This window comes from Streptomyces sp. NPDC026673, from assembly GCF_040638135.1.
Lineage (GTDB): Bacteria > Actinomycetota > Actinomycetes > Streptomycetales > Streptomycetaceae > Actinacidiphila.
On sequence record NZ_JBEZXR010000103.1, the window covers coordinates 1 to 22,738 of the forward strand.

Consider the following 22,738-nt stretch of genomic DNA (forward strand, 5'->3'; position numbering starts at 1 on the left):
CGTGTGTCGGGGGGGGGGGGGGGGCGCCCCCCCCGCCGGGGGCGGGGCGCGGGGGGGGCCGGCCCCCCCCGCCGCCGCCCCCCGCCCCCCCCCCCGACTGGGTCAGGCCAGGGCGGCCACGGCGGAGCGGACCTTCGTGGCGATCTCGGCCGGGAGCGGCGCGTAGCCGGCCTCGGACAGGATCGACTGGCCCTCCTCGGACGCGGTGTAGCCCAGGAAGGACTTGACCAGCGGCAGGGTCTCGGCCTTGTTGCCCTTGTCGCAGGCGATCTCGTAGGTCACCAGGACGATCGGGTAGGCGTTGTCGGCCTTCGTCACGTAGGCGGCGGACATGTCCAGGGCCAGGTCGGCACCGGTGCCCACGACCTTCGCCTGCGCGATGCCGGCGGAGGCGTTGTCGGCGGTGGCCTCGACCGGGGCGGAGGCGCCGGTGTCGACCTTGACCGTCTTGATGCTGTTGGCGGTCGCGTAGGAGAGCTCGAAGTAACCGATCGAGCCGTTGACCTGCTTGACCTGGGCCGCGACACCGGAGGACTTGGCGGCCGACTGGCCACCCTTGCCCGCCCACGCCTTGGCGTGCTCGTACGGCCACGCGTCCTTGGCGGCGCCGTTGAAGTACTTGGTCAGGTTGTCCGTGGTGCCGGACTCGTCCTGACGGTGGAAGGTCTGGATCTTGGTGCTGGGAAGCTTGGCGTCGGGGTTCAGCTTCTTGATCGCCGCGTCGTCCCACTTGGTGATCTTCGAGTCGAAGATCTTCGCCAGGGTGGGGGCGTCCAGGACCAGGTTGTCCACGCCGGAGACGTTGTAACCGATGGCGATGGGGCCGCCGACCATCGGGATGCTGATGCCGGTGCCGTCGGTGCAGACCTTCTTGGAGGCCTCGACCTCTTCGGGCTTCAGCGGCGAGTCGGAGCCGGCGAAGCCGTCCGTGCCGTTGTTGAAGTCGATGATGCCCTCGCCCGAGGACGACGCCTTGTAGTTGATCTGCGCGCCGTTGCAGGCCTGCATGTAGTTCCGGACCCAGGCGTCCATGGCGTTCTGCTGCGCCGAGGAGCCGGAGGCGAGGAGCTGGCCGCCCTTGTCAGCGCACTTGATGCTGCTGGACGAGGTGGGGGCCTTGCTGCTGTCGCCGGCCGTGTCCGTGCCCGAGTTGTCGTCCGAACCGCACGCAGTGAGCATGAGGGCACCGGAGACCGCGACCGCGCCGACGGCCAGGGCACGGAGCCCGCTCTTACGCTGAAGCTTCACCTTTGGTGATTCCTTCCTGAAGCCCGCCGGTGGACGGCGAAGCAGAGGTATGGATTTCTGCATCCACCCGGCGGCTGCTCGCTCACCGGTAAGGCCGAAATTAGGCAGATCAGGTGAAGTGGTCGATGGACGAGAGTGAACGCAAGGTGAACCTCGCATATCAGTGCGGTGCTGCCCCCGCACCGAGTGGCGTGCGTCTCAGCGTGCCACCGTCAGATGCCCGATCCGCGCAGGAACGCGTCGAGCACGGAACGGTCCCGCTCATGGGTGAGCCGGTTGCGCGCGGCGGTCGGCGGCAGCCAGATCATGCGGTCGACCTCGCGGCTGGGGGCGAAGGAGCCCTCGCCCGCCTCGGCGGCCCAGTAGCGCACGATCTTCGGGCGCCCGTCCACCAGATACGTCGAGGAGGGGAGCACCCGCCCCGGCACGCACGCCAGCCCGGTCTCCTCCCTGACCTCGCGGAGCGCGCCGTCCAGCGCGGTCTCCCCGCGTTTGAGCTTGCCCTTGGGCAGTGACCAGTCGTCGTACTTGGGGCGGTGGATCAGCGCGATCTCCAGGCCGCCGTCGATCGGGGAGCGCCGCCACAGTACGGCTCCCGCGGCGAGGATCGGGGTGTCGGTGGCGCCGGTGGAGGCGATGGCGGTGCTCCTTTCCGGGCTGCGGGCCGGGACGGCCGGACTACCGGTCACGTCACCCGAACGGGTTCAGCGAGTCCACAGGTGCCCGAAGGCGTAGCGGGCGGCCTCGACCTCCAGGCGCTGGTCGGCGTGGAGCACGCCCAGCGCGTAGGCGGTGGCCGGGGCGATGCGCGGGGTGCGGGCGGCGGCGGTGACGGCGGCCGCGGCCTCCGCGGCCTCCCGGTGCTGCTCCAGGACGCGCGCCGCGGCGGCCAGCCGGGCCGCGGACTCCCCGTCGTCGTACTCGAGGACCTCCTGGGCGTAGCGGCGCAGCCGCAGCAGGACGCGGACGCGGTTCCACGCGGCGTCCAGCCGCTCGGTGGGCAACTCGCCGGCGAGCGCCGCGTGCAGCGTCTCGCCGTTGTACGGATGCCGGGCGCGCGTCAGCGGGAGGGCGGCCGCGGCCTCGGTGAGCCGGGCGTGGGCCTGCTCCGCCAGCAACGGCAGGACGGTGGCGGCGGGCTTGCGCGCGGCCGCGGTCAGCGGGACCTCGGAGGCCAGCACCGCCACCGCGTCGACCACCGCGTGGAAGCGGGAGGAGCCCATGGCCTGCAGGGCGGCGGAGTGCGCCCGGGTCCGGGCCAGGGTGAGCTGGCGCTCCAGCAGCGCGCCGGCCCGGGCGGCGCCCACGGCGAGCGGGCCGCCCGCGGCGCCGCCGCGTTCGGCGGCCTGTGCCGGGGCGGTCGCCGCGGGGGCCGTGCCCGGCGGTGCCTCCGCGAGGCCGGTGCGGCGGTCGCGGGGCGGCTCGGCGGCCGTGACCGCCGCGGGATCCATGGCGGCGGCCACCGGCAGCCACAGGCCGATGTCGTCGTCGGCGGCGGGGACCGGGGCGGTGGGGACGCCCCCGGCGTCCTCGGCGGAGGCCAGCCGCTGCAGTGCGCCGATCAGCCGGCCGAGCCGGGCGGCGTAGCGGTGCTCGCGGCCCAGGGTTTCGGTGAGCCAGCCGAGTTCGGCCCGCAGGGGGTCGGCCCAGCCCGGGTCGGTGAGCGACCCGTAGGTGTGCAGGGTGCCGGCGATGCGGCGGGCCGACCGGCGCATCTGGCGGCCGGTCTCGGCGGTGTCGTCCTGCGGACGGCCGGGCTCGCCCTCGCGTGGTGCCAGCGCCCGCAGGAAGGCCGTTGCCTCGTCCCGCAGGTACTGCCCGAGGACCGCACCGGCCTCACGGTCCGGGAGCCCGCCGGCCGTCAGGCCGGCGGGCGTCGCTGCCGTGTCAGGGTGTCGCTGGGCCACGCCGGCGCCTCCGCGCATCGATGAGCATCTCCTGGATGTGGGGCAGCGGACGCCCTTCGGCGTCGGTGCTGTGCCGGGTCCAGTCACCGTCCGGGCCGAGCCACCAGGACGAGGTGGAGTCCGAGGTTCCGGTCTCCAGGAAGCGGTTCAGGGAGGCCCGGTGCGCCGGGTCGGAGACCCGGACCAGCGCCTCGATCCGGCGGTCGAGGTTGCGGTGCATCATGTCGGCGCTGCCGAGCCACACCTCGGGGTCGCCGCCGTTGCCGAAGACGAAGACCCGGGAGTGCTCCAGGAAGCGTCCGAGCACACTGCGCACCCGGATGTTCTCCGACAGGCCGGGCACCCCCGGGCGCAGCGCGCAGATGCCGCGCACCCAGACGTCGACGGGCACGCCCGCCATGGAGGCCCGGTAGAGGGCGTCGATGATCGCCTCGTCGACCATCGAGTTGGCCTTCATCCGGATGTACGCGGGCCGGCCCTCGCGGTGGTGGGCGATCTCCGCGAGGATCCGCGAGACCAGCCCGTCGCGCAGGCTGCGCGGGGCCACCAGCAGGCGGTTGTACGTCTCGCGGCGCGAGTAGCCGGAGAGCCGGTTGAACAGGTGGGACAGGTCGGCGCCGACCTGCTGGTCGGCGGTCAGCAGCCCGAGGTCCTCGTAGAGCCGGGCGGTCTTGGGGTGGTAGTTGCCGGTGCCGACGTGGCTGTAGCGGCGCAGGGTGTCGCCCTCCTGCCGGACCACCAGCGACAGCTTGCAGTGCGTCTTCAGCCCGACCAGGCCGTAGACGACGTGGCAGCCGGCCTCCTCCAGCTTGCGGGCCCACTTGATGTTGGCCTGCTCGTCGAAGCGCGCCTTGATCTCGACCAGGACCAGCACCTGCTTGCCGGCCTCGGCGGCGTCGATCAGCGCGTCCACGATCGGCGAGTCGCCGGAGGTGCGGTAGAGGGTCTGCTTGATGGCCAGCACGTCGGGGTCCTGCGCGGCCTGCTCCAGGAACCGCTGCACCGAGGTGGAGAAGGAGTTGTACGGGTGGTGCAGCAGTACGTCGCGTTCCCGCAACGCCGCGAAGACGTCGGTGGCGTGGGCGGACTCGACCTCGGCCAGGTCCGGGTGGGTGCCGCCGACGAACTTCGGGTACTTCAGCTCCGGCCGGTCCTGCCCGGCGATCGCGAACAGCCCGGTCAGGTCGAGCGGTCCGGGCAGCGGGTAGACCTCGGCGTCCTCTATGTTCAGCTCCTGGACCAGGGTGTCCAGGGCCTGCGGGGAGATCGACTCCTCGACCTCCAGGCGGACCGGGGGGCCGAAGCGACGGCGCAGCAGCTCCTTCTCCAGGGCCTGGAGCAGGTTCTCCGCGTCGTCCTCCTCCACCTCCAGGTCCTCGTTCCGGGTCACCCGGAACATGTGGCTGTCCAGCACCTCCATACCGGGGAAGAGCTCCTCCAGGTGCGCGGCGATGACGTCCTCCAGCGGGACGAAGCGCTGCGGTCCGGCCTCCAGGAACCGGGACAGGATCGGCGGGACCTTCACCCGGGCGAAGTGGTCGTGACCGGAGACGGGGTTGCGCACGGTGACGGCCAGGTTCAGGGACAGGCCGGAGATGTACGGGAACGGGTGCGCCGGGTCGACCGCCAGCGGGGTCAGGACCGGGAAGATCTTGTTCCGGAAGAGGGTGAAGAGCCGGGCCTGCTCCTTCTCGGTGAGTTCGCTCCACCGGATGATGTGGATGTCCTCCTCGGCGAGCGCCGGGGCCACGTCGTTCTGGAAGCAGGCCGCGTGCCGGGCCATGAGCTCGCGGGCGCGGCTGAGGATGTTCTCCAGCACCCTGGTGGGCGACAGGCCGGAGGCCGAGCGCTGGGCGACGCCGGTGGTGATGCGGCGCTTGAGGCCGGCGACGCGGACCATGAAGAACTCGTCCAGGTTGCTCGCGAAGATCGCGAGGAAGTTGGCCCGTTCGAGGAGCGGCGTGGCCGGGTCCTCGGCGAGTTCGAGCACGCGCTCGTTGAAGGCCAGCCAGCTCTGCTCGCGGTCCAGGAAACGGTTCTGCGGCAGCTCGCCGCCGATGTCGTCGGGCTCGGCGGCGTCGGCCGGGCGGGCCTCGCCGGCGGTCGTCTCCGCGGGCCGCGGCACGGTGGAGAGGCCGTCCAGACGCTTCAGTTCGGGGTGCAAGGGCGGTACGACGTGCGGCCGGCCGAAGGCCGTGGACTTCTCGGCCGGCGCCTCGGACTCGGGCGGTGTGTCGGACGCGGTCGGAACACCGGATCCGGACCGTTCGGTCCTGGCGTTCGCGGGGAAATTCATCGAGGCCATGGGTGCGAGCCCTCCTCCGGATCCGGCACGTCGTTCAGATGGACGGCGGCGCGCGGAACCCGGCCGCCGACCGTGCCTCCATTGTCCCCGGCGCGCCGGGATACCGGCAGGTCGAACGGGGGGAGGTGGGCCGTGGCGGGCTTCTGCATTCACAGATGCTCGCAAGCGAGTTTGAATCACCGGTAACGGGCAGGTGGCGGTCAGGAAATCGCCGTACGTACCGGCCGTGACCGGACGATCGCCGCAGAAGGGGCCCGGGGGCCCCGACCGCGGGGGTCCGCGGGTCCGTCAGGTCTCCGTCCGGTACATCAAGTCGACCTCGTGCGTGGTGAAGCCGAGGCGCTCGTAGACGGCGAGGGCGGGGGCGTTGTCCGCGTCGACGTAGAGCATCGCGGTGGGCAGGCCGCGGTCGTGCGCCAGGTACCGCAGTCCGATCAGGGTGAGGGCCCGGCCGAGGCCGCCGCCCTGCTGTTCGGGGTGGATGCCGAGTACGTAGACCTCGCCGAGGCGCTCGCGCTCGTGCACCTTCGTCCAGTGGAAGCCGGCGAGCCGGTCGCCGCGGAACGCGAGGAAGAATCCGGCCGGGTCGAACCAGGGCTCTGCCTTGCGGTCGTCCAGGTCGCGCTGGGTGAGGCCGCCCTGCTCGGGGTGGTGCGCGAAGGCGGCGGCGTTGACCGCCAGCCAGGCGGCGTCGTCCTGCCCGGGGACGAAGGCGCGCACGGTGACGTCCGCGGGGAGCACCGGTTCGCCGAGCGGCGGCCCGCCGGCGCCTTCCTCCAGGGGGCGGCGCAGCTGCCGCAGCTCGCGGAAGAGGGCGAGGCCGAGCAGCCCGGCGAGGTGGCGCGCGGCGGGGTGGCCGCCGTGCGCCCAGACGCGCAGCCGCTTGCCGGAGGCCGCGAGCAGGGCGTGGCCGAGGGCGCGGCCGTGGCCCTGGGCGCGGTGGACGGGATGGATGACCATCTCGGCGGCGGGGGCCTCGACCGGGTCGGTGTCTTCCAGTTGGGCGTATCCGACGAGCACGCCGTCGGCCTCGACGAGCAGGTGGCGTACGCCCTCGCGGGCCCCGCCGCGCAGGTTGAGCCGGCCCTGCTCGGACACCGCGGCCTGGCCGTCGACCGCGGCGGCCGCCTCGATCAGGGCCAGGACGGCGTCGGCCCGGCCGGATGTCAGCTCGCCCAGGGTCTCGATCCTGCGGGGGCCCACGGCGGTCTGCTGCGCTGCTGCGTCGGTCATGGCACCGAGCTTACGACCGCGGGGCCGCGGGAGGTGTCCGACGGGACCAGTGCCGCGGCGCCGCAGGCGACGGCCGCCGCGGCGGCGAGGGCGGGCCAGTATCCGGTGGCCGAGATGAGGGCGGCGCTCAGCGGCGGGACGACGGCGGCGGTGAGGTTCTGGCCGGTGTTGTGGACGCCGAGGGCCCGGCCGGACCAGGAGGGGCCGGCGCGCTCGGCGGTCGCGGTGAAGGACAGGCCGTTGGTGCTGGCGGTGATCCCTATGCACAGCACGAGGACGGCGGCGGTCAGCGGTGAGGGGAAGGCCGCGGTGAGTGCCGCGGCCGCGACCACCGCGGCGGTGGTGGCGGCCAGTTGCCGCATCGGCCGCAGCCGGCTGCCCACCCGGTCCGACCAGCGTCCGGCGGCGATCCGGAAGCAGGCTCCCAGCACTTGGGCGACGGCGATGAGCCGGCCGGCGCCGACCGCGGACCAGCCGCGGGTGTCCACCAGCAGGACGAGGGCGAAGGCGCCCGCGGTGAACTGCGGTACGACCAGCAGGGCGCCGGCGCCGTGGATCCGCCACAAAGTGGCCGAACCCCGGTAGGGGTTGGCGGCCGGGGGCGCGCCGGGCCCGGGCTCCGGCCGTGCCGGGTCGGCGGCGAGCAGTGCGACGAGGCCGGCGATGATCCCGCACACGGCGGCCAGGAGGCCGAGGGCGCCGCGCACCCCGTGCGCGGCCGCGAGCGGGGGCATGGTCAGCGCGGCCACTCCCATCCCGAGCGGGGTGGCGGTCTGCCGGATGCCCATGGCCAGGCCGCGTTCCCCGGCGGAGAACCAGCCCATGACGAGGCGGCCGCTGGCGGAGTACACCGAGGCCCCCGCCGCCCCCGCCAGGGCGAGCAGCGCGCCCGGCGCCGCCACCCCGCCCCCGTCGGTCGCCGCGCCGGCCGCGGCGGCGAGCAGTGCGGCGGCGCCGCCCAGCCCGGTGGCGATGACGATGCGCTCGCCGTACCGGTCCGCGACGGCGCCCCAGGCGACGAGTGCGGTGACCAGACCGGCGGCGGGGCAGGCGATGAGGAGCCCGATCTGCGGCAGTGTCAGGTGTGCGGCGTCCCGCAACTCGGCCGCGAGGTAGGGGACTCCGTAGACGAAGGCGCAGGCGGCGGTCTGTGCCGCGGTGCCCAGGGCGAGCATCAGCCAGCGTCGGCGCATGGCGCGCACCTCCTCGGTCGGTGGTGGATCCCACTATGCCGAGCGTTTGAATGGCGAGACAGATCATTCCGGTATGTGGGAAGTCGGTCGGGCGGGTGGTCATGTCCCGATCAGTCGAAACCTGCCCGTAACCGCAAAGCCACTGACAACTACGCGCGTTGACAATAGGCTGCGGCCGTCCTCCGCCTCCCATCCATCGCTCACGCTCAAGGGGACCCATGTCAGTGACCCACCCGCGGCGTCGCGCCGCACGCCGTGTCGCCGCGGCGACCGCCGGTCTGGCGGCGCTCGGCGCGCTCGCCGTCGCGAGCCCGGCCGCCCAGGCCCACGAGACCCACCACGGGGGTCACGGCCACGGCAGCCGTACCGTCGACCTTCAGCTGCTCGCGATCAACGACTTCCACGGCAACCTGGAGCCCCCGGCCGGTTCCTCCGGCCGCGTCACCGAGCTTCAGGCGGACGGCACCACCAAGACCGTCGACGCCGGCGGCGTCGAGTACCTGGCCTCCAGCCTGCGCACCGCCCGCCAGGGGCAGGCGCGTTCGCTCACCGTGGCGGCGGGCGACATCGTGGGCGCCAGCCCGCTGCTGTCCGGGCTGTTCCACGACGAGCCCACCGTCGAGGCCATGAACAAGCTGGGCCTGGACGTCACCGGCGTCGGCAACCACGAGTTCGACGAGGGCAAGGACGAGCTGCTCCGCCTCCAGAACGGCGGCTGCCACCCGGTCGAGGGCTGCTACGAGAAGGGCCGCAAGTTCAAGGGCGCCGACTACCCGATCCTCTCGGCGAACGTCGTCAACGAGAAGACCGGCCGTCCGCTGCTCAAGCCCTACACCATCGAGAACGTCAAGGGCGTACGCGTCGGCTTCATAGGCGTCACCCTCGAGGGCACCCCGAACATCGTCACCGCCGAGGGCGTCAAGGGCCTGAAGTTCCTCGACGAGGTCGAGACGATCAACAAGTACACCAAGGAGCTCAAGCGCAAGGGCGTCAACGCCGTCGTCGCGCTCGTGCACGAGGGCGGCTTCCCCGCCTCCTCCGCGTACAACTACGACTGCGACGCCGGCGGTGCGGGCGCCGGCCTGTCCGGCCCGATCGTCGACATCGCCAAGAACACCTCGGCCGACGTCGACGCGCTGGTCACCGGCCACACGCACAACGCGTACGTCTGCACCATCCCCGACCCCAAGGGCAACGACCGCCTGGTCACCAGCGCGGCGTCCTTCGGCCGGCTCTTCACCGAGCTCGACATGAAGTACGACCTGCGCACGAACGACATCGTGCGCGCCTCGGTCGAGGGCTCCAACCACGTCGTGGACCGCACCCAGAGCAAGGCCGCGGACATGACCTCGCTGATCGGCCGCTGGCAGACGCTGGCCGCCCCGGTCGCCGGCCGCACCGTCGGCTACATCTCCCAGGACATCACCCGGGCCGGCAACGAGTCCGCGCTCGGCGACCTCATCGCCGACGCGCAGCTCGCCTACGCCAAGAGCCTCGACCCCTCGGCCGTCCTCGCGCTGATGAACCCCGGCGGCATCCGCACCGACCTGGTACACAAGGCCTCCGGCAGTGAGGGCGACGGCGTCGTCACCTACGGCGAGGGCTTCGCGGTGCAGCCGTTCAGCAACACGGTCAACCTGCGGACGCTGACCGGCGCCCAGCTGGTCACCGTGCTCCAGCAGCAGGTCAGCGGCAGCAACGCGGCCGCCCCGAAGATCCTCCAGATCTCGGCCGGCCTGACCTACACCCTGGACCTCACCAAGTCCGGTGCCGACCGCGTCGTGGCCGACTCGATCCGTCTGGGCGGCGCCCCCATCGACCCGGCGGGCAGCTACCGCGTCGCGATGAACTCCTTCCTCTCCGGCGGCGGTGACGGTTTCGGCGAGCTGGCCAAGGGCACGAACGAGCTCGTCGGCGGCGACGACCTCGCCGCGCTCAACGCCTACCTGACCGCCAACTCCTCGGCCTCCGCGCCGCTGGCGGCCCCGGCGGCGAACCGCATCACGGTCGTGCAGTAACGCACCGCACGGCAACAGGCACCACCGGGGGCGGCCGTCGGCACCGACGGCCGCCCCCGTCCCTTCGCGGCGGGCCGCTTCCCGCGACCCTGCCCTTGGGGGTTCCGCCCGTTCTCCTTACGCTGTGGACATGGCGACTACGGAGCGACGGCGGTTCAGGTCCGGCACGGTGATCCTCGGCGGGATGGGCGTGCTGGCCGCCGCGCTGACCGCGTGCGGTTCCGACCCCGACAAGCGCTGCGTGGACCCCGACACGTACCGGACGCTCCCGGTCAAGGAGTGCGACGACGACAACGGCCGCGGCAGCTACTACTACGGCGGCAGCGTCCGCAACGGGAAGGCCAAGGGCGGCAGCTTCGACAAGTCGTCGGTGAAGACCGGGGGCTTCGGCGGTCACGGCTCGGGCCACGGGTCCGGCGGCGGCTGATGCGCCGGCACGTCGTCGAACCGCGCCCCGGCTGGCAGCGGATCGTGGAGGACCAGGGTGTCGTCTACCCGCTGACCCGCTACCCCGACGGCTCCCTGCGGCCGTACTGGGACGAGAGCGGGTACTACGAGTTCTCGCTCCCGGAGGTCGAGGCCCTGGAGCGGACCGTCGAGGAGCTGCACGCGATGTGCCTCGCCGCCGCGGAGCACATCGTGGCCGAGGACCGCTTCGCCGAGCTCGGCGTCCACGACCCCCGGCTGGCCGGGCGGATCACCGAGTCGTGGCGGCGGCGCGCCGAACTCCCCTCCCTCTACGGGCGCTTCGATCTGCGCTACGACGGGACCGGCCCGGCGAAGCTGCTGGAGTACAACGCCGACACCCCCACCTCGCTGGTGGAGGCGGCCAGCGCCCAGTGGTTCTGGATGGAGGACCGTTTCCCCGGCGCCGACCAGTGGAACTCCCTCCACGAGCGCCTCGTCGACGCGTGGCGGCGGCAGGCCCCGCTGCTGCCGCCCGGCCCGGTGCACTTCGCGCACACCGAGGCCGACGAGCTCGGCGAGGACCTGATGACGGTGGCCTATCTGCGGGAGACCGCCGAACAGGCCGGACTCGACACCCACGCCCTGTCCGTCGAGGCGATCGGCTGGGACGAGCTGTCCGGCCGCTTCGTCGACGACCGGCTGCGCTTCATCCGCAGCTGCTTCAAGCTCTACCCCTGGGAATGGCTGGCCGGCGACCCCTTCGGCGGCCATGTCCTGGACACCCTCGACAACGGCGGCGGCACAGGCACCACCTGCTGGATCGAGCCCGCCTGGAAGATGCTGCTGTCCAACAAGGCGCTCCTGGCCGTCCTGTGGGAGCTGTACCCGGGCCACCCCAACCTCCTCGCCGCCCACCTCGACGGTCCCCGCGACCTGGCCCGGACCACCGGCTGGGTCGCCAAACCGCTGCTCGGCCGCGAGGGCGCCGGCGTCACCGTGCACCGCGCGGGCGAGACCGCCCCGCCGCGTACGGACGAGCCCTGCTGCTACCAGGAACTGGCCCCGCTGCCCGAGTTCGACGGCAACCATGTGGTGCTCGGCGCGTGGATCGTGGGGGACGAGTCGGCCGGGCTGGGCATCCGCGAGTCGGCGGGCCTGGTCACGGACACGTACGCGCGCTTCCTGCCGCACGTCATCCGCTGAGCGGGACAGGACGCGGGGCTCGGCGCGTCCCGCGCGCATTCCGCACCGAACCGGGTGATGCTGTCCCGGTGACGGGGCGGCCCCGCCGGCGTCCGGCCTCCGCGGGCCACGGCGCCGCCGGTGACGCCCGGTCACCCGGCGGTCCACCGCCGCCTGCGACGAGGGGTCCGGCACGCGCTGCGTCGTCGTCCGCACCGCCGGCCGGCTCCTCGGCGCCCGCGCGGGCCGGCTGACGCTGCTCGATCCCGGCGGCCGGCCCGTCGCGACCCGCGGCGGCGCCGAGCGGCATGAGGGTGCGGCACAAGGCGGGGGCGCAGAGTGACCCGTCGGCCGCGGCGCGTGTGCTGAACGCGCTTTCCCCTTGCCTCGCAGGTGAGTTACCAGCGGAAACACTTTCCTCGACGGTAACTTGTGGCCCACCATGGGCAGCCCCGTCCCTCCAGACCCATCGACGTGTCCGGGTGGTCCGCCGTGTCCCAAACGCACCAAGCGCCCGTCTACGACGAGTTGTCCGACGCCGCTCTCACCGAGCGGGTACGGGCCGGCGCGCCGACCGCCTACCCGGCGACCGAGGAACTGCGCCGTCGTCATCTCCCCGCCGTCCTCTGCTACGCGCGGCTGTGCACCCGCAATCAGAGCGCCGCGGACCAACTGGCCGCGCAGGCCTTCGCGCTGGCCTGGCAGGAGGTGCACCGGGGGACCGACCCGCGCGGTCCCTGGCGGCACCGGCTGCTGATGCTCGTCCACCAGGCCGCCGCGGTCTGGGCGGGCGGCAGCCGCCGGGAGCGGCTCGGCGCCGAGTACGCGGCCTTCATCGACGACATACGCGACGCCGAGCAGCGCCTCCCCGGCCAGCCCGGCCTGCCCGTCCACCCCCGGCTCCACCTCGCCGAACGCTCCGTGCTGCTCGGCGGCTTCGCGGCCCTGCCGCAGCACACGCAGGGCGTGCTGTGGCACGTGGTCGTCGAGCGCGAGAGCGCCGCCGACGTCGCCCGCTGGACCGGCGACAAGCCCTCGGAGATCCCCGACCTGACGGCCCGGGCCCGCGACGCCCTGCGCGAGACCTACCTGCGGATCTATCTGGAGCGCAGCGACGACCCCCGGTGCCGGGGCTTCGGCCGGCTCCTCGACGCCGCCGCCCGCCGCGACGACGCCCGGCAGAACGAGGACGTGGAGCAGCACCTCGCCCACTGCCCGGGCTGCTCCGGGGCGCTGGAGACGCTGATCGCCCTCGAGCGCGACCCCCGGCCGCCGCTCGCCGCGGCCCTGCTCGGCTGGGCGGGACCCGCCTACGTCGCGGCCAGGTGCGCCCCGGCGCCGCCGGCCACCGCGCCCGCCGCGGTCGCGGCACCCGTCGCCTCCCGCCGGCGCCCGCGCCCCGGCCCGCTGGAGCGGCTGCTGACCCTGCGCGCCCGCTACCCCTCGCCGCTGGTCTCGCTGCTGCTGGTCGCCGCCGCCAGCCTGGCCGCGACCGGCCTGGTGTTCGCGACGGGCGACGACCGCGCGCCGACCGGCAACGACCGCGCCCTGCCCCCGCCGCCTGCGGGATCCGTCACGGTCACCGCGACCGCGACGGAGACCGTCATCCCCCGCCCCTCCACGACCCCGGGTTCCTCCGTCACCCCCGGCGCCTCCCCGACCGGGTCGCCCGCACGGCCCGGCACGGGGGTGACGACCCACAGCGCGCCAGCGACGCGCGCGCCGGGCACGAGCCCGCCGCGGAGGGTCCCGGGCAGCTCCTTCGGCCAGATCGTCAACGAGGCGTCCGGGCTCTGCCTGGACGTACGGGACGAGGAGTTCGACAAGGGCGACGACGTCATCGTCGCCGGCTGCGACTCCGGATCGGCCTCCCAGCAGTGGCGGCTGGACTCCCGCGGCCTGCTGGTCAACGGCGCCGACTCCGCCTTCTGCCTCGACTCGCGCGGAGACACCGACCGCGGCCTCGGCATCTGGGCCTGCTCGTCCATCGAGGGCCGGAACGCCCGCAACCTGCAGTTCCTGGTGGACTCCCTGGGCCGGGTCCGCCCGCAGATCGACCTCGACACCGCGATGGAGCCGGACGGCTCCGCCCCCGGTTCCACGCTCTCCTTCGCCTCCGCCGGGAAGGGCTCCGCGCAGCGCTGGTTCGCCGGATAGCCGGGCCGCCCGGGGTCCCCCGCGTCTCCCCGTCCGTGCCCGGGGGGCTCAGGAGGTCTCGGGCGGCGGTGTGGCCGCGCCCGGCAGCCGCATGACCGCCACCGTGCCGCCCTCCTGTGCGGGATGCAGGTCGACCGTGCCGCCGAGCTGTTGCACCGTACGGGCCACGATCGACAGTCCGAGGCCCGAACCGGGCAGACTGCGGGCGGAGGCCGAGCGCCAGAAGCGCTCGAAGACGTGCGGCAGGTCCTCGGGCGGGATTCCCGGACCGTGGTCCCTGACCGTCAGTTCGCCGCCGTGCAGGTCCACCTCGATCGCGCCGGCCGGCGGGCTGAACTTCACCGCGTTGTCCAGCAGGTTGATCACCGCCCGCTCCAGGGCGCTGGGCTCGGCCCGCAGATACCAGGGCGCCACGTCCGCGGTGATCTTCAGATCCGGGCCGGTGCGCCGCCGGGCCCGCTCCAGCGCGGCCTCGACGACCTCGTGGAACGCCACGGTCTGCGAGGGCACACCGCCGTGCGCCACATCCGGACGGGACAGCTCCTGCAGATCGCCGATGAGCGCCGCCAGCTCGCCCATCTGCGCCTTCACCGAGAGCATGAGCTCCCGGCGGTCCTCCGGGGGCAGCGCCCGGCCGGTCATCTCGCTGCGTTCCAGCAGTTCGATGTTGGTGCGCAGGGAGGTGAGCGGTGTGCGCAGTTCGTGTCCGGCGTCCGCGATCAGCTGCTGCTGGAGGTCGCGGGAGGAGGACAGCGCGGCCGTCATCGCGTTGAAGGACGCGGACAGCCGGGCGATCTCGTCCCGGCCCTCGACCGGGATGCGGACGCTCAGATCCTCGGTCCGGGCGACGTGCTCCACGGTGTCGGTGAGCCGGTCCACCGGTTTGAGCCCCGCCCGTGCCACCCCGAGCCCGGCCGCGCTCGCGCCGAGCACCCCTATGCCGCTGACGGCCAGGAGGACCAGCGCGAGCGTGTTCAGCGGCCCCGTCACCTCGCTGAGCGGCAGGGCGGTGGAGATGGCGACCGGCACCTTCTGGTCGCGGGACGTGATGGTGGCCTGCTGGGTCAGCACCCGCATCTCGGTGCCGTCGGCCGCGGTCACGGTCTGCACCGACTGCGAACTCTCCCGCCGGAGGACGGCGAGATCGGCCTTGGTCACCGGGAGCGTCTGGTCGCCGAGCACCCAGCACGACCCGCCGTTGACCGTGATGAGCTGCATGGACGCGCGATAGGGATTGCTGACGACCCGCCAGTCGCTGGTGTCGCTGTCCGGTTCGCTCAGGCAGCCGCGTCGCAGCAGCACCTCCGTGGCCGCGTGTCCACCACCGGTCGAGGCGTCGTGCAAGGCGTCGTCCAGACGCTGGTCCAGCTGCGCCCGCACGATGAACCAGCAGGCCAGCGCGCACCCGGCCACGGCGACGGCCACCGCCGCCGCGGTGAGGATCGCCAGCCGGGACCGCAGCGGCAGGGAACGGAAGCGCGGGATGCGCGGCATCAGCCCTTGCCCTCCGCGGAGCGCAGCACGTAGCCGACGCCCCGCACGGTGTGGACCAGCCGGGGCAGGCCCCCGGCCTCGGTCTTGCGCCGCAGGTACATGACGTACACGTCGAGGGAGTTGGAGCTCGGCTCGAAGTCGAAGCCCCAGACCGCCTTGAGGATCTGCTCGCGGGTGAGCACCTGACGCGGGTGCGCGAGGAACATCTCCAGCAGGGTGTACTCGGTGCGGGTCAGCTCGACCGGGACCCCGGCCCGGGTGACCTCGCGGGTCGAGGTGTCCATCCGCAGGTCCGCGAAGGACAGCGCGCTCTCCTCGCCGGCGTCGTAGCCCGCCACGGTCGTGTACGCGCTGCGCCGCAGCAGCGCCCGCAGCCGGGCCAGCAGCTCGTCCAGCTCGAAGGGCTTGACGAGGTAGTCGTCGGCGCCGGCGTCGAGACCGGTGACCCGGTCGCCGACCGTGTCGCGGGCGGTGAGCATGAGGATCGGCGTGGTGGTGCCGCCGGACCGCAGCCTGCGGGCGGTGGTGAGGCCGTCCATGCGGGGCATGAGGACGTCGAGGACGATCGCGTCCGGCTGGTAGGAGGCGACCCGGTCCAGAGCGGCCAGGCCGTCCTCCGCCAGCTCGGTCTCGTATCCCTCGAAGGCGAGGCTGCGCCTGAGTGCTTCGCGGACCGCGGGCTCGTCGTCCACGATCAGGATGCGGGCGGGGGCCTCGCCGTTGTCGCCGGGGCTCATGGTCTTCCACCTCGCGGGATGAGGGTCGGGGGCGGTGGTGCCGGGACGGTGCGGTGGGGGTGCGCCGGTTCCTAGCCTCGCACGGCGGCCAGGCGGTGGGCCGCAATCGCCCGGCGGGCGTAGCGGTGCGCGTACCTGCGGGTGGTCGCTATCTCGGGTTCGCGGGCGGCCGGCTCCAGGTAGGGGATCAGCGCGCGGTCGGCGGGGCCGGCGGGGACGCCGGCGGGGTGCAGGGAGATGCTGAGGAAGACGTTCATGATGCCCACATCCCTTTCGTGCTGGGCGGTCAGCTGTCGCTGCCGCCGTTGCGCAGGGTGCCGAGGTCTGCCTTGAGGGTGTTGACCGGGATGGCGAAGCCCAGGCCGACGCTGCCCGCGTCGCCCGTGGAGGACGAACCGGCGGAGAACATCGCCGAGTTGATCCCGATGATCTCGCCCTTCATGTTGATCAGGGCGCCGCCGGAGTTGCCGGGGTTGAGCGAGGCGTCGGTCTGGATCGCCTTGTACGTGGTCGTGGAGGAGCCGACGTCGCCGTTGTACCGGCCGCCGCCGAACTCGAACGGCCAGCGGCCGTTCCCGCCGCGCTGCTGCTCCTGGGCGGTGGAGATGGTGACGTCACGGTCGAGCGCGGAGACGATGCCGCTGGTGACCGTGCCGGTCAGGCCCTCGGGGGAGCCGATGGCCACGACCTGGTCGCCGACGGAGACCCGGCTGGAGTCGCCCAGCGACGCGACCGGCAGACCGCTCACGCCCTCCGCCTTGACCAGCGCCAGGTCCTTGCCGCTGTCGGTGCCGACGACGCTCGCGGTGACCGTCTTGCCGGAGCTGAAGGTCACCTTGACCGAGTCCGCTCCGGAGACGACGTGGTTGTTGGTGACGATCTCACCGCTGCCGGTGACGACCACACCCGAACCGGTCGCCTCGCCGGCGGCGGAGCTCGCGCTGATCTCCACGATGCTGGGGCTGACGGCGGCGGCCACGGCCGCGACGCTCGTGTTGCCCGAGGCGCTGGTGCCGATCACCTTCGTCGAGGTGACCCCCGCGGACGGTGACCCGGTCGCCCGCCCCACCAGGGCGGCCGTCCCGCCCCCGACCAGCGCGGACACCACCGCCACGGAGGCGATCAGGGCCACGGGCCGACGGTTGTGGGGCTTGGGGGCGGCGGTCGCGGCCGGCGCCGCCACGGGGGCGGGGTGCGGCTGCGCCGTCCAGGGCTGGTGCGCGTACGGGTCGTAGGGCGGCCGGGGCGGGTACCCGCCGGCGCCGTGGGACTGCTGCGGCTGCTGCGGGTCGTAGGCGTCGTCGCGACGGGGGCTCTCGTTCATGCCTATGACTGTTCACGCGGAACATGAGAGCTTCCTGAGTGTGACCTGAGAACCGGGGCAGAGTTCCGTATGCCCGATATAAAGAACGAAGCCGCAGGTCAGGGCCTTCGCTTACACGGCCCGTACGCAGGCCCCGCGGTCGCGGCGGGCGAGCGCCCACCGCGACCGACACGGCCTAGTGGCAGCCGCAGCTGCGCCGGACGACCAGCCGGGACGGGAACTGCCGCAGCCGCTCGCGGCGCGAGCCGGAGACCCGCAGCCCGTCGTCCAGCACCAGGTCCACCGCCGCCCGGGCCATCGCCTCGCGGTCCGAGGCCACCGTCGTCAGCGGCGGATCGGTGAGCCCCGCCTCCTTGACGTCGTCGAAACCGGCCACGGCCAGCTCGCCGGGCACGTCGATCCGCAGTTCGCGGGCCGCCCGCAGCAGGCCGATGGCCTGGTCGTCGGTGGCGCACACGATGGCGGTCGGCCGGTCGGGGCGGGCCAGCAACTCCAGGCCGACCTTGTAGGCGTCGTAGCGGTTGTACGGGGACGAGTACAGATGGCCGTCGACGGGGAGTCCCGCCTCCTGCATGGCCCGGCGCCAGCCCTCGATGTGGTCGGTGACGGGGTCGCCGTGCTTCGGCGTGACCTCGGTGCCGCCGAGGCAGGCCACGTACGCGTGCCCGTGCTCCAGCAGATGCCGGGTGGCGAGCTGGGCGCCGCCGACGTCGTCCGTGACGACCGCCACGTCGTCGATCGCCTCGGGCCGCCGGTGCATCAGCACGACCCGCGCGTCCCAGGCGTCTATCTCCTGCGCGGCGTGCTCGCTGAGGCCCTGGCTGATGAGGATCAGCCCGGAGACCCGCATACCGAGGAAGGCGCGCAGATAGTGCACCTCGCGCTCGTCGAGGTAGTCCGAGTTGCCGACCAGCACCATCTTGCCGCGCTCGGCGGCCGCCCTCTCCACGGCGTGCGCCATCTCCGCGAAGAACGCCTGCCGGGCGTCCGGCACGATCAGCCCTATGAGGTCCGTGCGGCGACTCGCCATCGCCTGGGCCACCCGGTCGGGGCGGTAGCCCAGCTGCTTGATCGCCGCGAGGACGCGCTCGCGGGTGGCCGGTGCGACCGGCCGGGGTCCGTTGTTGATGACGTAGCTGACGACCGCGGTCGAGGTCCCCGCAAGCCTGGCCACATCGTCACGCGTCACCTTTGCCACGGGCCGAGTCTACGCGGGTACACCCGTGCATCCCACCGTCTGTCCACAGGCGTGACCACCGCGTGATCAGCCGTTCTGCGAGGCGGGGACACCCGCCTGCGACGCCGGTTCCTTCTCCGCCGCGGTCGGCTCCTCCGCCGCCCGCTCGCCCTTCTCGGGGGTGACGAAGCGGTAGCCGACGTTGCGCACGGTGCCGATCAGGGACTCGTGCTCGGGGCCGAGCTTGGCGCGCAGCCGCCGTACGTGCACGTCCACGGTCCGCGTGCCGCCGAAGTAGTCGTAGCCCCAGACCTCCTGCAGGAGCTGGGCACGGGTGAAGACCCGGCCCGGATGCTGGGCGAGGTACTTCAGCAGCTCGAACTCCTTGAAGGTCAGGTCGAGGACCCGGCCCTTGAGCTTCGCGCTGTACGTGGCCTCGTCCACCGACAGATCGCCGTTGCGGATCTCCATCGGGCTGTCGTCGACGCCGATCTGCTGGCGGCCCATCGCCAGCCGCAGCCGCGCCTCGACCTCGGCGGGCCCCGCGGTGTCCAGCAGGACGTCGTCGATGCCCCAGTCCGCGGTGACGGCCGCCAGGCCGCCCTCGGTGACCACCAGCACCAGCGGGCAGCCGGGCCCGGTGGAGCGGAGCAGCTGGCACAGCGAGCGGACCTGCGGCAGGTCGCGGCGGCCGTCGATGAGGATCACGTCGGCGCCGGGGGTGTCCACCAGCGCGGGGCCCTCGGCCGGGGCCACCCGCACGCTGTGCAGCAGGAGCCCGAGCGCGGGGAGCACCTCGGTGGAGGGCTGGAGTGCGTTGGTCAGGAGGAGGAGAGAGCTCACCGGCCGCTCCCGTCGTTCATCGTCCGGTCATGCGTTTCCCGCTTGCCCATTGCGAACCCTCCTCGGTCCCGGCGAGGACGAATGCGTGCGCCGACAGTGCCCTCCGGTGGCCCGGAAAGCACGAAAGGACCCGGGGGCGACGCTGCCCGGATCCTCTTGACCTAAGAGAATAGCCCACATGGAGTCGGTAAGTGGGTCCCAGGTTGCGCGCTCGTGTGTTCCGCCGATGAATTTCGGTGGCCTGCGTGCGGTGCTGTCGGCCGAGGACGGGGTGCCGATCCACGCCGCGTACCTGCCCGGAGTGACCGCCGGAGGGCTCGCGATCGTGGTCGCGCACGGATTCACCGGCGCCCTGGAACGGCCCGCGGTGCGCCGCGCGGCGGAGATCTTCGCCCGGGTGGACGGCGTCGGCGGCGTCGTGACCTTCTCCTTCCGGGGGCACGGCCACTCCGGCGGGCGCTCCACGGTCGGCGACCGCGAGGTTCTCGACCTGGACGCCGCGGTGCGCTGGGCGCGGCGGCTGGGACACCCCGCGGTGGCCTCGGTGGGCTTCTCCATGGGCGGGTCCGTCGTTCTGCGGCACGCGGGGCGCAAAGAGGCGCACAAGGGGGCGCACGTTGACGCCGTGGTCTCCGTGAGCGCGCCCGCGCGCTGGTACTACCGAGGTACGGCGCCGATGCGTCGGGTCCACTGGGCGATCACCCGGCCCGCGGGGCGGCTGGTCTCCCGGGGGCTGCTGCGCACGCGCATCCACGACCGGGACTGGAACCCCGTTCCGGTGCCCCCGGTGGAGGCGGTGCGCCACATCGCGCCCACCCCGCTGCTCGTCGTCCACGGCGACCGGGACGGCTACTTCCCGCTGGACCACCCGCTCTCCCTGGCGGAGGCCGCCGGCGACGCCGCCGAGTTGTGGATCGAGCCCGGCTTCGGACACGCCGAGAACGCCGCCGCGCCCCGGCTCCTGCGCCGCATCGGCGGGTGGGCCGCCGAACGGGCCCGTCCCGCCGCCGCCCCGGCCCCCGCCTGATCCGCCGCCCCGCCCGGTGGCCGGGCCCGATCCGCCGGGCCCGGCCACCGGGCGGCGCCCGGGCTGCGTCATCATGGACCGCGGCAGGACCCGCAGGGGCAAAGGGAAGGACCGCAATGGCGGCACACGGAACCATCCGGTACTGGGCCGCGGCCAAGGCCGCCGCCGGCGCCGCCGAGGAGCCGTACCAAGAGGGCACCCTCGCCGAGGCGTTGGCCGCGGCGCGCGAGCGCCACGCGTCGAGCCCCCAGTTCGCCCGAGTCCTGGCGAACTGTTCGTTCCTGGTCGACGGAAACCCCGTCGGCACCCGGGACCACGCCGGTATCCGGTTGGCCGACGGCGGCACCGTCGAGGTGCTCCCGCCGTTCGCGGGAGGATGAGCACGTGACCGACAACCACGACTGGTACGACCGCGGCGCGGGCCCCATGCCCCCGCACGACACCACCGCCGTCCTCTCGCCCGTCGGCGACGCCCCGCCGGCGCCGGCGTCCGGCGGCCGCGCGGCCCGGCGCCGGCAGGCGACCCGTACCGGTTCGCCGATCATCGCCCCCGGCATGCAGCCCGCCCTCGTCACCACCGCCCTCGCGCTGCTGCTGGCCGGCGGCGCGCTGCTGGGCCGCCCCGCGCTGGCCGCCGCGGCCGTGGTGCTGCAGGCGGTCACCGCGGCGGGCTGGTTCCGGCTGAACGGCATGTGGCCGGCCCGCCAGGGCATCGTGCTGGCCTTCCTGGCGGGCCTCACCGCCGAGGCCGTGGTGCTGATCGACGGGGTGGACAACGCCCCGGCCGTGATCATCGGCACCCTCGGGGTGTGGCTGCTGCTCGTCCTGGTCCTGCAGTTGAGGCACCGCGGCAGCGCCGAGGAGCGGCTCTCCTCGCTGACCGCGACCGCCGCCTCGACGCTCGTCACGATCCTGGCCACCGGGTTCCTGGCGACCACGGCCGATCCGCGGGGCGCCGACGCCGTCGTGACCGCCGTGATCGCGGTCGCCGTCGCGACGCTCGCCCGGGCGATCCCGCTGCCCGGCGTCGTCTCCGTCCTGGTCGCCCTCGCCGCCGCCACCGGCAGCGGCATCGCCCTCGGGCAGCTGGAGACCTCCGACGCGGCGCTGATCGCGCTGGCCGCCGGAGCCTGCGCGCTGATCGGCCTGCGGGTGGCCAGCTACGACTTCCCGTCACGGTTCGTCCACTTCACGGCGGGTGTGGCACTGCCGCTCACCGCCGCCGCGCCGGCCGTCTACGTGATGGCCCGCGCGCTGCTCGGCTGACACGGACTAGGGTCGACCCGAACGCCGACTCGGGGGTTGACTCATGCGCGCAGTACGGATCCTGCTCATCTTCGTCGTGATCGTGGGCGGCCTGTTCGTCGCGGCGGACCGGATCGCCGTGCACTTCGCGGAGTCCGAGGCGGCGGACCGGGCGCAGACGACGCTCGGTCTGAGTTCCCCGCCCGGGATCGACATCAAGGGCTTCCCGTTCCTCACGCAGGTGCTGGCCGAGAAGCTGGACGACGTCGAGGTGACGGCGGACGGCGTGCGGGCCGCCGGCTCCGGCGGCCAGACGCTGCGCGTCGCCCGCTTCCAGGCCGACCTGCACGGGGTGAGCCTGGGCAGCGGCTTCAGCAGCGCCGTCGCCGACACCGCCGACGGCACCGCCTTCGTCAGCTACGAGGACCTCGCCAAGGCCGCCCCGAGCGGCGTGACCATCGGCTACGGGGGCACCTCGGCGAAGGGCAAGGGCCAGGTCAAGGTGGGGGTCGAGGTCTCCACCCCGGTCGGCTCGGTCAAGCGCAGCGTCGTGAGCGAGGTCAGCGTCACCGGCAAGGACGGCATCAAGCTGACCGCGGGCAAGATACCGGGCCTGGAGTCGCTGCCCCCGGTCGTGGAGGACCTGATCCGGGAGCGGATCGACTTCTCCCGCGAACTGGCGGGGCTGCCGGAGGGCATCGAGCTCTCGTCGGTCACCGCGGAGGCCGACGGCATCACCATCGCGGCGACCGGCACCAGGGTCGTTCTCGCCCACTGAGACGACGACGTCCGCTCCGCAGGCGCAGCGGCGGCCGCACGGGCACGGGCCGGGCGGCGGACGGCATGGCGCCGCGCGGGCATTTCGAAATATGGACAATCTCATCTCGGGATCCGGACCGCCGGTGACACCGGCCCCGTCCCTTCCCTACGATCGAGGCCATGAAGCGACAGGCGGATCTCACGAAGCGGCGGGCAGTCGACCTGTGCCGTGTCGCCGCCATGCTCTGTCGCATGCCGTAGGGGCCCCGCGCCGTCGCCCGGCGCCGCAGGCCGCCCCACCCTTCCCCGCGCAAAGCCGCGACGCGCCCGTGCAGCGCAGCCCGGCACCCGTGCGCACCCGTCCGTGCGCCGAGACATCCGCAACTGCCCCGGAGGAGAACAGCAATGAGCCGCAGTGACGTCCTGGTGGACGCCGACTGGGTCCAGGCCCGGATCGACGACCCGAAGGTGGTCATCGTCG

At 73.3% G+C, this 22,738-nt stretch carries 21 protein-coding genes; 9 read left to right on the forward strand and 12 right to left on the reverse strand.

The genetic code is table 11. The features are described from left to right. Positions 1–102: 102 nt before the first annotated feature. The 6 genes from pstS to AB0F62_RS38715 all read right to left on the reverse strand — a co-directional run bounded on the left by pstS (position 103) and on the right by AB0F62_RS38715 (position 7,886). Positions 103–1,248, reverse strand: coding sequence for a phosphate ABC transporter substrate-binding protein PstS (gene pstS / locus AB0F62_RS38690; RefSeq protein ID WP_361810513.1), 1,146 nt, complete (start codon positions 1,246–1,248; stop codon positions 103–105). Between the two features lie 212 nt (positions 1,249–1,460). Beyond that, positions 1,461–1,886 carry an NUDIX hydrolase gene (locus tag AB0F62_RS38695; protein WP_361810551.1) on the reverse strand — a complete coding sequence of 142 codons (426 nt, stop codon included), beginning with the start codon at positions 1,884–1,886 and terminating at the stop codon, positions 1,461–1,463. Positions 1,887–1,952: 66 nt separating this feature from the next. After that, a complete protein-coding gene (locus AB0F62_RS38700; protein WP_361810515.1) occupies positions 1,953–3,155 on the reverse strand; it encodes a CHAD domain-containing protein in 1,203 nt (400 codons plus the stop codon). Then, positions 3,136–5,460 (reverse strand): RNA degradosome polyphosphate kinase, encoded by a 2,325-nt coding sequence (locus AB0F62_RS38705; RefSeq protein ID WP_361810517.1) that lies wholly within the window; start codon positions 5,458–5,460, stop codon positions 3,136–3,138. The genes AB0F62_RS38700 and AB0F62_RS38705 overlap by 20 nt, the downstream gene beginning before the upstream one ends. Before the next feature lie 288 nt (positions 5,461–5,748). Next, positions 5,749–6,693 carry a mycothiol synthase gene (mshD, locus tag AB0F62_RS38710; protein WP_361810519.1) on the reverse strand — a complete coding sequence of 315 codons (945 nt, stop codon included), beginning with the start codon at positions 6,691–6,693 and terminating at the stop codon, positions 5,749–5,751. Beyond that, positions 6,690–7,886 carry an MFS transporter gene (locus AB0F62_RS38715; protein ID WP_361810521.1) on the reverse strand — a complete coding sequence of 399 codons (1,197 nt, stop codon included), beginning with the start codon at positions 7,884–7,886 and terminating at the stop codon, positions 6,690–6,692. The genes mshD and AB0F62_RS38715 overlap by 4 nt, the downstream gene beginning before the upstream one ends. A 218-nt stretch (positions 7,887–8,104) precedes the next feature. Between AB0F62_RS38715 and AB0F62_RS38720 the strand changes: the two genes are divergently transcribed. The 4 genes from AB0F62_RS38720 to AB0F62_RS38735 all read left to right on the forward strand — a co-directional run bounded on the left by AB0F62_RS38720 (position 8,105) and on the right by AB0F62_RS38735 (position 13,651). Further along, positions 8,105–9,904, forward strand: coding sequence for a bifunctional metallophosphatase/5'-nucleotidase (locus tag AB0F62_RS38720; RefSeq protein ID WP_361810523.1), 1,800 nt, complete (start codon positions 8,105–8,107; stop codon positions 9,902–9,904). A gap of 130 nt (positions 9,905–10,034) precedes the next feature. After that, positions 10,035–10,331 (forward strand): hypothetical protein, encoded by a 297-nt coding sequence (locus AB0F62_RS38725; RefSeq protein WP_361810525.1) that lies wholly within the window; start codon positions 10,035–10,037, stop codon positions 10,329–10,331. After that, positions 10,331–11,515, forward strand: a complete 1,185-nt coding sequence (locus AB0F62_RS38730) for a glutathionylspermidine synthase family protein (RefSeq protein WP_361810527.1) — start codon at positions 10,331–10,333, stop codon at positions 11,513–11,515. Before AB0F62_RS38725 ends, AB0F62_RS38730 begins: the two co-directional genes overlap by 1 nt. 471 nt (positions 11,516–11,986) lie before the next feature. Continuing rightward, positions 11,987–13,651, forward strand: coding sequence for an RICIN domain-containing protein (locus AB0F62_RS38735; protein ID WP_361810529.1), 1,665 nt, complete (start codon positions 11,987–11,989; stop codon positions 13,649–13,651). Positions 13,652–13,699: 48 nt separating this feature from the next. Here AB0F62_RS38735 and AB0F62_RS38740 read toward each other — a convergent pair whose 3' ends face one another. The 6 genes from AB0F62_RS38740 to AB0F62_RS38765 form a co-directional block, all read right to left on the reverse strand. Then, positions 13,700–15,145 (reverse strand): HAMP domain-containing sensor histidine kinase, encoded by a 1,446-nt coding sequence (locus AB0F62_RS38740; RefSeq protein WP_361810531.1) that lies wholly within the window; start codon positions 15,143–15,145, stop codon positions 13,700–13,702. Then, positions 15,145–15,882 (reverse strand): response regulator transcription factor, encoded by a 738-nt coding sequence (locus AB0F62_RS38745; RefSeq protein ID WP_361810533.1) that lies wholly within the window; start codon positions 15,880–15,882, stop codon positions 15,145–15,147. The genes AB0F62_RS38740 and AB0F62_RS38745 overlap by 1 nt, the downstream gene beginning before the upstream one ends. A 71-nt stretch (positions 15,883–15,953) precedes the next feature. Continuing rightward, positions 15,954–16,139 carry a hypothetical protein gene (locus AB0F62_RS38750; protein ID WP_361810535.1) on the reverse strand — a complete coding sequence of 62 codons (186 nt, stop codon included), beginning with the start codon at positions 16,137–16,139 and terminating at the stop codon, positions 15,954–15,956. Positions 16,140–16,168: 29 nt separating this feature from the next. Then, entirely contained in the window at positions 16,169–17,206 is a 1,038-nt protein-coding gene (locus AB0F62_RS38755) for a trypsin-like peptidase domain-containing protein (RefSeq protein WP_361810537.1), read from the reverse strand. A gap of 175 nt (positions 17,207–17,381) precedes the next feature. Then, positions 17,382–18,404, reverse strand: coding sequence for a LacI family DNA-binding transcriptional regulator (locus AB0F62_RS38760; protein WP_361810539.1), 1,023 nt, complete (start codon positions 18,402–18,404; stop codon positions 17,382–17,384). Between the two features lie 66 nt (positions 18,405–18,470). Continuing rightward, the gene (locus AB0F62_RS38765; protein ID WP_361810541.1) at positions 18,471–19,226 is read right to left on the reverse strand and encodes a response regulator transcription factor; all 756 of its coding nucleotides are present in this window, start codon (positions 19,224–19,226) and stop codon (positions 18,471–18,473) included. 226 nt (positions 19,227–19,452) lie between these two features. Between AB0F62_RS38765 and AB0F62_RS38770 the strand changes: the two genes are divergently transcribed. From AB0F62_RS38770 to AB0F62_RS38790, 5 genes are all read left to right on the forward strand, one after another. Then, the gene (locus AB0F62_RS38770) at positions 19,453–20,253 is read left to right on the forward strand and encodes an alpha/beta fold hydrolase (protein WP_361810543.1); all 801 of its coding nucleotides are present in this window, start codon (positions 19,453–19,455) and stop codon (positions 20,251–20,253) included. Between the two features lie 116 nt (positions 20,254–20,369). Continuing rightward, positions 20,370–20,633, forward strand: coding sequence for a MoaD/ThiS family protein (locus AB0F62_RS38775; protein WP_361810545.1), 264 nt, complete (start codon positions 20,370–20,372; stop codon positions 20,631–20,633). A gap of 4 nt (positions 20,634–20,637) precedes the next feature. Continuing rightward, positions 20,638–21,519: a hypothetical protein gene (locus AB0F62_RS38780; protein ID WP_361810547.1), complete on the forward strand. Its 882-nt coding sequence runs from the start codon at positions 20,638–20,640 to the stop codon at positions 21,517–21,519. 43 nt (positions 21,520–21,562) lie between these two features. Beyond that, positions 21,563–22,276: a DUF2993 domain-containing protein gene (locus AB0F62_RS38785; protein WP_361810549.1), complete on the forward strand. Its 714-nt coding sequence runs from the start codon at positions 21,563–21,565 to the stop codon at positions 22,274–22,276. A gap of 161 nt (positions 22,277–22,437) precedes the next feature. Beyond that, positions 22,438–22,518, forward strand: coding sequence for a putative leader peptide (locus AB0F62_RS38790; protein ID WP_355342331.1), 81 nt, complete (start codon positions 22,438–22,440; stop codon positions 22,516–22,518). Positions 22,519–22,738 lie beyond the last annotated feature (220 nt).

Excerpts from the sequence above, each read along its gene's own strand:
- AB0F62_RS38770 (WP_361810543.1), top strand. The coding sequence starts at position 19,453 with ATGAATTTCGGTGGCCTGCGTGCGGTGCTGTCGGCCGAGGACGGGGTG.
- AB0F62_RS38755 (WP_361810537.1), bottom strand. The coding sequence starts at position 17,206 with ATGAACGAGAGCCCCCGTCGCGACGACGCCTACGACCCGCAGCAGCCG.
- AB0F62_RS38785 (WP_361810549.1), top strand. The coding sequence starts at position 21,563 with ATGCGCGCAGTACGGATCCTGCTCATCTTCGTCGTGATCGTGGGCGGC.
- AB0F62_RS38720 (WP_361810523.1), top strand. The coding sequence starts at position 8,105 with ATGTCAGTGACCCACCCGCGGCGTCGCGCCGCACGCCGTGTCGCCGCG.
- AB0F62_RS38790 (WP_355342331.1), top strand. The coding sequence starts at position 22,438 with ATGAAGCGACAGGCGGATCTCACGAAGCGGCGGGCAGTCGACCTGTGC.
- AB0F62_RS38715 (WP_361810521.1), bottom strand. The coding sequence starts at position 7,886 with ATGCGCCGACGCTGGCTGATGCTCGCCCTGGGCACCGCGGCACAGACC.
- AB0F62_RS38750 (WP_361810535.1), bottom strand. The coding sequence starts at position 16,139 with ATGAACGTCTTCCTCAGCATCTCCCTGCACCCCGCCGGCGTCCCCGCC.
- AB0F62_RS38705 (WP_361810517.1), bottom strand. The coding sequence starts at position 5,460 with ATGGCCTCGATGAATTTCCCCGCGAACGCCAGGACCGAACGGTCCGGA.
- AB0F62_RS38725 (WP_361810525.1), top strand. The coding sequence starts at position 10,035 with ATGGCGACTACGGAGCGACGGCGGTTCAGGTCCGGCACGGTGATCCTC.
- AB0F62_RS38740 (WP_361810531.1), bottom strand. The coding sequence starts at position 15,145 with ATGCCGCGCATCCCGCGCTTCCGTTCCCTGCCGCTGCGGTCCCGGCTG.
- AB0F62_RS38730 (WP_361810527.1), top strand. The coding sequence starts at position 10,331 with ATGCGCCGGCACGTCGTCGAACCGCGCCCCGGCTGGCAGCGGATCGTG.
- AB0F62_RS38775 (WP_361810545.1), top strand. The coding sequence starts at position 20,370 with ATGGCGGCACACGGAACCATCCGGTACTGGGCCGCGGCCAAGGCCGCC.
- AB0F62_RS38745 (WP_361810533.1), bottom strand. The coding sequence starts at position 15,882 with ATGAGCCCCGGCGACAACGGCGAGGCCCCCGCCCGCATCCTGATCGTG.
- mshD (WP_361810519.1), bottom strand. The coding sequence starts at position 6,693 with ATGACCGACGCAGCAGCGCAGCAGACCGCCGTGGGCCCCCGCAGGATC.